Below are 5,523 nucleotides of genomic sequence, written 5' to 3'. Positions count from 1 at the left end.
TCCACCTCATCTATCACACGAGCAACATGCCGGTGAATTCCCAGTCTCACACAGTCGACACGCGGGACCAGCAAAAACTAAGTGCGGCTGTAGTACTAGTAGGCCCGCACTCCACCGCTGATTGTTCATCAACTTGAGATGCCCTGTTATGGGACGCGCGTCATGCCGCCGCCTGTGGGGCGTCTCACTTTCGCGGAGCTACTTGTGCGGGGCCCGGAGGCGCGCTTGTGACGTTGGGGCCGTCCGCGGCTGCTTCAGACGTTTGCGCTCAACCACGCTCGTTCCCGTCACGACACTCAGTGGCGGCACGTCTCTTGCCACGACGGCTCCCGCGCCGACGACCGAGCCGTGACCGATGGTGACTCCTGGCGTGATCGTGGCCGAGGCGCCGATCCACACGTCTTCCTCAATGACGATGGGTGCGTATGTGATGAAGTCGTACCGATCGTCGACGTCGACGGGATGGCCGGCGGTGCTCAGGGTGACCCGAGGACCGATCAGGACACGGTCACCGATGGTGATGCCACCCAGGTCGAGGAAGAAGCATCCCTGATTGATGAAGACACGCTCGCCGAAGGATGCTCCGAGTCCGTAGTCGCTGTAGAAGGGCGGCAATATGGACAGCGAGTCGGGGACCGGTCCGCCGAAGATCTCGGTGAGCAGCGCCTTGCGCGCATCGAGGTCATCGAAAGACAGCGCGTTGAGGCGCGCGGTCAAAGTCATGACCGCCTGTACCCGTTCTGCAAAGGATCGTGACTCGGGCGTCCCGGTTCGTAGGCGTTGTTCGCTGTGCACGGGTCGATGCTCGCATGGCGAGCCGGGGGCTCGATGAAGACCCATGGCTCCGATTGACACGGTCACAGCCCGTCGTACGTCCCGCCCTGCCGCGACTCGGGCGACCCTGGACATGCGACGCTCCTATGCTTCGTCAAGCAGTTGCGGCCGTATTTTCGGGTAGGCGGTAGAGGTCGCGGGCGACGTAGCGAGCAAGGCAGCGTTTGATCTCTCGGCCGGTCTTGCCTTCGGCGGTACGACGGGCGACGTAGTCGCGGGTGGCTGACTGGTACTGGATCCGGCTCTGGACCACGGTGTGCAGTGCGTTGTTGAGCTGGCGGTCGCCGTAGGGGTTGAGCCGATAACGGGTGGTGACTTGGCCGCTGTTGGCCGGGATCGGTGCCACGCCGGCGAGCATCGCGAAGGCGGCCTCGGAGTGGATACGGCCGGGGTGGGACCAGGCGCACAACACCGTCGCGGCCACGATCGGTCCGACGCCGAACTCCTCGAGCAGGTCAGGTCGCCAGCCGCGGATGATGGCCACCATCGCCTTCTGCAGCTCTCGTGCCTCTTTCAGCATCGCGTGGGCACGACGGGCCAAGGTCCGCAGCGCCACCACGGTGCTGGTCGTCTCGGTGTCCCAGGAGGCGTGCATTCGCAGGTTCGCGGCCGTGTTGAGCATCGCGGCGAGCTTCTGGCCGCGGAACCTGAGTCGAAGGGGTTCGGGTGCTGCGATGACCAGGCTGAATACCTGCTGCTGGGCCTCGGTGGAGGCATTGATCGCGGAGCGGCGAGCAGCCAACAGCACCGAGAGTGCTTGGCGTTCGCCTCCGGTCCGGGGTGTCCCCAACCGTGGTCGAGCCATCGCTTCACGCGCAGCGCGGATCGCATCCAGCGGATCGGACTTCGCGCCGTTGCGACGCGCGGACCGCTTCGGGCGATCCAACTCGATGACGATCTCCGATGATTCCAGCAGGTGACGGCTCAGACCGGCGCCGTGGCCACCGGTTCCCTCGATCGCCCAAGCCCGCAACATCGCGTGGTTGTTGGCGAACTCCACCACCTCGGAATAGCCCTCGGCTGTCGCCTCGACGGTGATCTCGGCCAGGACACCACCCGTGGCAGCATCGACCACGGCTGCGGAGTGGGTATGGACGTGGGTGTCGACGCCGATGACGACATCGACCACCTCGCGCAGATCGGTCAGACTGTTCATGCGTTCTCTCCTTCGCCGGACGGGACGTGGTTCCGGTCCGGGACGGAGGCTCGGCAGGACTGTGATGAGACACGCCCGGCGCCGCTTACGCCAGGTGGTCAAGCTCCTGATCAGGCCAGCTCCTCCAACCGGGCCGGGGCCGGTGACCGGGAGCGGACAGGTCGCAACAAAGGCACGAAGGCCAGTCCTTTCGGGGGTCACACTCGCGGTCACCAACCACAGCCCAGCACCTTCAGGCTGCGTTGACGATCCTCACAGTCTTTTCGCCGCGTCTGCGCACGGAGGGTGGCCCCACCGAGGGGGCGCCGGCACACTTCCGAGGTCGCAGGGCTCGAGGTTGTGCTGCGCCGCCGTACTAGCGTGCGGCACGCACAAGCCACGCCGTGAGATGTATCAGCGGGACGCCCCGTCACTCCTGAGAGAGTGGATGGCGCTTCTTACGCGCCCATCAATCTGCCTTGAGACGGATCGAGCATCGCAGGCGCGTGAATGCCTGCCACGGACCAATCGCATGTGGGAGTTAACTAGACTCGGAAGGGATAAGGGGAGAGGTGGCCCGTGGGAACTAGACGGCTGACGATTTACCTTCTGAACGAGACAGTCAAAGACTTCGGCGCGGCTCTCGACCCTGAGAAGAAATCTGAGCGGGTGGACCTTGCTCCCGGCTCTGGCCTGGACGGAACGCTGCACGTCGTACGTCCGCCGTCACGGACGCCGGACTGGGTTCCATTCGTGCAGCCGATCTTGACGGCTAGTTTGGCCGACGTCACGACGCGCAGTGCCTCCGGGCTTCTGCTCATACGTTTTCAAGGCAGAATTTTCGCGTTCACGTTTGGCTACGGCCGAGCGCTCCTCGACCTCTCTAGAATCCAGTTCCAGTTTGGACTTCGCGTAGCGCTTAATCGCATCGATCCCTCCCAGTTGAGAAGCCTGGACACGAAGACCTTCGAGGACCTTGTGGTCAGCACCACAACCCAGGTGAGCAAGAGCGCAGAGTTGCCCACCTTCGGTGTGGACGTCTCGACCGACGTCCTCAGAGGTGTGACTGGCGAGCCGCGTGACGCCTCGCTCGCGAAACGCTTATCGGGCTCGGACGCCCTCGTTTTGAACATTGATACGACCGTGTCTGACTTGCCTGCCCTGTGCGGCCAGCTTCTCGAGGCCTACGAGGAGCAGACCTACAAGGAGAACTTCGACTGGATCGACCAGCTCGCGCATGTTCGAGAGCGTGAGGTCGTCGACTCTCTTGACGACCTCTTGGTCGCTGAGCTCCAGTCGGGGAAGGCGCTCGGTAGCCACCTCGCCATGCCAGAGACGATCCTCTGGGAAGACATCGATGCCTTCCGCATCACTGGGACCCGACAGCACGAATACGACGACCTCGACCTAGAGGAGTATTTGGAGCAACTGGGCCAAGCCAAGTCGACGCTGTCTGTCAAAGACCTGAAGCAGCGACGAGTGGCGGTCCGGTTCACACGTTCCGAGAACTTCGATGATCGCTGGGTTCTCTATCGTTGCTTGGTATCCGAGCAACGCCTGGACGGTCAGCTGTACGTCCTCATCGAGGGCCGCTGGTTCGCGATCAGCGAGTCCCTTGTCGCACAGGTCGACGATCTCCTGGGTTCCCTCTCCACCACTCAGCTGTCGTTTCCCGCATCGCGGCCCGGTGAAATCGAGAAGGACTACAACAAGCGGCTCGCCGATTCTGCGAGCGGCGCGTTGCTGAATCTGGATGCTAAGATCAAACGCCCCGGAGGGGCCGCCAGTGGAATCGAACTGTGTGATGTGCTCACCAAAGGCGGCGAGTTTGTCCACGTGAAAAGAAAGTCTCGGTCCGCGACCCTCAGCCACCTGTTCGCGCAGGGGTCCGTGTCGGGAACGACCTTTCTTAATGATGGCTACTTCCGCGACCAAATCCGGAAAGAGATCGAGTCGAGAGTTTCGACGCAACGCGAGACGTGGCTGGAACTGGTGCCAGCCAGTACTGAGACCGTCAATCGAAACCGTGAGTACCGTGTCACGTTCGCCATCATCACCAACTCAGGGAGGGCTGGCCTTGACTGGCTGCCATTCTTCAGCAAGCTGAACCTTGCGCAGACCAGTCGTCAACTTCGTGCTATCGGTTTCGAGGTCTCGGTTGCCCGCATTCCTATTGAAGTCCACGCGGACGCCGAACGCAACTAGGGCTCGAGGTTATGCGCGAGCTGGCTCCCAAGTAGTTTCGAGCCGATCCAGCCGCCCCCCACTAACGCCCGCCGATCACGCGCCCCTCCATGGGCACGCCTAGACGCCACCCAGCGTCCACAGACACCGGGCGAGCCGCGTAGTAACTACCTGAGCGTGTTGGATCCGGGGCCGAGGCATCCCCCTGATGGGGTTGACGGGCTTGGTGTCCCAGACCACTCATCAGGAGGATGCATGTCCAACGGTAACCGTCGGCTCTCACGTGGAGATCGCCGCCGCAACGACAGGCTCGCGGCGCTGCGCGCGGTCGTCACTCGGGAGAGTGTGGTGCTCGCCTTCGACCCCGCCGCGGACAAGCAGGTGTGCGCGCTGACCGATCAGGACTCCCGAGTGCTGGGGCGCCGCACCGTCAAGGCGAAGGCGTGGCAGTTGGCCGAAGCGGTCACCTGGGGGTTGGCCCAGGCCGCGGCGGCGGGGTTCTCCTCGGTCGTGATCGCCTGCGAGCCGACCGGGCACCGCTGGCGGGTGCTGGACCAGATCGCCGAGCGGGCCGGCGTCCGGCTGGTCTGCGTGCAGCCGTTGCTGGTGCACCGCGCTCGGGAGAGCGAGGACTTCACCCACAACAAGAGTGATGAGACCGACGCGATGATCATCGCCCGCCTGGTCACCGAGTTGCGCTGCTACCTGCCCGAACGCGCCGACCCGACTTGGGCGCGGCTGCGGCACCTCGGCGCCCGCCGGGCCGCCCTGGTCACCGACGCCACCGCCGCCAAGCAGCAGATCATCGACCTGCTCGAGTGTGCCTGGCCGGGCGCGTTGGAAGCCTCCGGGAAGCCGATGAAGTCCAAGAGTTGGCTGGCCGCGATGACCGTCGCGCTGGACCGGGTCGGCGCCAGCGGCGACCTGAGCCTGATCCGCCGCTGGGGCTGGTCACCCACAAGCTGCTCGACGACCAGGTGCGGCTGGCGCTGCCCAAGGACCACCCGATGGCGCAGGCGCCGGTCGCCGACCTGGCGGCGTTGTCCGACGAGACCTGGATCGCCGGCTGTCCGAGGTGCCGGGGCCACCTGCTGTCCCTCTGCGACAAGGCGGGTTTCGCGCCGGACGTGGCCTTCGAGACCGAGGACTACGTCGCGGTGCTGGGGCTCGTCGCCGAGGGGCTGGGCGTGGCGCTGATCCCCGACCTGATCCTGCGCAGCGCGAGCCATCCCGACGTGGTGACGTTGCCGGTGAACCCCGCTTCGCGGCGTGCCGTCCACGTGGTCACGACGGCCGACCTCGAGCGGGTGCCGGCGGTGCGGGCGACGGTCGAGGCGCTGCTCGAGGCCGCCGACACCCCCGGCTGCGTG

General features: G+C 64.7%; 3 protein-coding genes and 2 pseudogenes. 3 read left to right on the top strand and 2 right to left on the bottom strand.

Annotated elements, in window-relative coordinates; translation table 11 throughout:
- Nucleotides 1-198: 198 nt before the first annotated feature.
- Complete coding sequence (locus FRW57_RS16505; RefSeq protein WP_238999466.1) at nt 199-723, bottom strand: sugar O-acetyltransferase; 525 nt, start codon at nt 721-723, stop codon at nt 199-201.
- Between the two features lie 205 nt (nt 724-928).
- Nucleotides 929-1,990: an IS110 family RNA-guided transposase gene (locus FRW57_RS16500; RefSeq protein WP_203230373.1), complete on the bottom strand. Its 1,062-nt coding sequence runs from the start codon at nt 1,988-1,990 to the stop codon at nt 929-931.
- Nucleotides 1,991-2,548: 558 nt separating this feature from the next.
- Here FRW57_RS16500 and FRW57_RS16495 point away from each other — a divergent pair.
- The 3 genes and pseudogenes from FRW57_RS16495 to FRW57_RS16485 all read left to right on the top strand — a co-directional run.
- A complete protein-coding gene (locus FRW57_RS16495) occupies nt 2,549-4,174 on the top strand; it encodes a DUF6119 family protein (protein ID WP_152186510.1) in 1,626 nt (541 codons plus the stop codon).
- A 234-nt stretch (nt 4,175-4,408) separates the two neighbouring features.
- A pseudogene (locus FRW57_RS24520) lies at nt 4,409-4,972 on the top strand (IS110 family transposase); the annotation flags it as partial.
- 131 nt (nt 4,973-5,103) lie between these two features.
- Nucleotides 5,104-5,523: pseudogene (locus tag FRW57_RS16485) on the top strand (LysR substrate-binding domain-containing protein); the annotation flags it as partial.

Source organism: Segeticoccus rhizosphaerae, from assembly GCF_009192725.1.
Taxonomy (GTDB): Bacteria; Actinomycetota; Actinomycetes; order Actinomycetales; family Dermatophilaceae; genus Segeticoccus; species Segeticoccus rhizosphaerae.
The sequence above is the reverse complement of the archived record's forward strand: the minus strand, read 5'-3'. Positions and strand labels throughout refer to the sequence as shown.

Excerpts from the sequence above, each read along its gene's own strand:
- FRW57_RS16500 (WP_203230373.1), bottom strand. The coding sequence starts at position 1,990 with ATGAACAGTCTGACCGATCTGCGCGAGGTGGTCGATGTCGTCATCGGC.
- FRW57_RS16505 (WP_238999466.1), bottom strand. The coding sequence starts at position 723 with ATGACTTTGACCGCGCGCCTCAACGCGCTGTCTTTCGATGACCTCGAT.